The organism is Streptomyces sp. NPDC031274, from assembly GCF_055570235.1.
This window is the reverse complement of the sequence record NZ_JBVIHP010000470.1, coordinates 1-1,051: the sequence shown is the minus strand read 5'-3', so window position 1 is coordinate 1,051 and position 1,051 is coordinate 1. Positions and strand designations below refer to the sequence as shown.

At 57.3% G+C, this 1,051-nt stretch carries 1 rRNA gene; it reads left to right on the top strand.

Features of this window, described 5'->3' with window-relative positions:
- Positions 1-1,051 (top strand): 23S ribosomal RNA (locus tag ACZ5CR_RS47250); the annotation flags it as partial.

Below are 1,051 nucleotides of genomic sequence, written 5' to 3'. Positions count from 1 at the left end.
GTCGTGACTGCGTGCCTTTTGAAGAATGAGCCTGCGAGTTTGCGGTGCGTTGCGAGGTTAACCCGTGTGGGGAAGCCGTAGCGAAAGCGAGTCCGAATAGGGCGATTCAGTAGCGCGCTCAAGACCCGAAGCGGAGTGATCTAGCCATGGGCAGGTTGAAGCGGCTGTAAGAGGTCGTGGAGGACCGAACCCACCAGGGTTGAAAACCTGGGGGATGACCTGTGGTTAGGGGTGAAAGGCCAATCAAACTCCGTGATAGCTGGTTCTCCCCGAAATGCATTTAGGTGCAGCGTCACGTGTTTCTTGCCGGAGGTAGAGCACTGGATAGGCGATGGGCCCTACCGGGTTACTGACCTTAGCCAAACTCCGAATGCCGGTAAGTGAGAGCGTGGCAGTGAGACTGTGGGGGATAAGCTCCATGGTCGAGAGGGAAACAGCCCAGAGCATCGACTAAGGCCCCTAAGCGTACGCTAAGTGGGAAAGGATGTGGAGTCGCAGAGACAACCAGGAGGTTGGCTTAGAAGCAGCCACCCTTGAAAGAGTGCGTAATAGCTCACTGGTCAAGTGATTCCGCGCCGACAATGTAGCGGGGCTCAAGCGTACCGCCGAAGTCGTGTCATTCCAGCATATAGGGCCAACGCCTGCTGGGATGGGTAGGGGAGCGTCGTGTGCCGGGTGAAGCTGCAGCGGAAGCTAGTGGTGGACGGTTCACGAGTGAGAATGCAGGCATGAGTAGCGATACATACGTGAGAAACGTGTGCGCCGATTGACTAAGGGTTCCTGGGTCAAGCTGATCTGCCCAGGGTAAGTCGGGACCTAAGGCGAGGCCGACAGGCGTAGTCGATGGATAACCGGTTGATATTCCGGTACCCGCTGTGAAGCGTCAAACATTGAATCAGGCGATGCTAAGTCCGTGAAGCCGTCCTGGAGCCTTCGGGCAAAGGGAAGTGGTGGAGCCGACGATCCAGACTTGTAGTAGGTGAGTGATGGGGTGACGCAGGAAGGTAGTCCAGCCCGGGCGATGGTAGTCCCGGGGTAAGGGTGTAGGGCG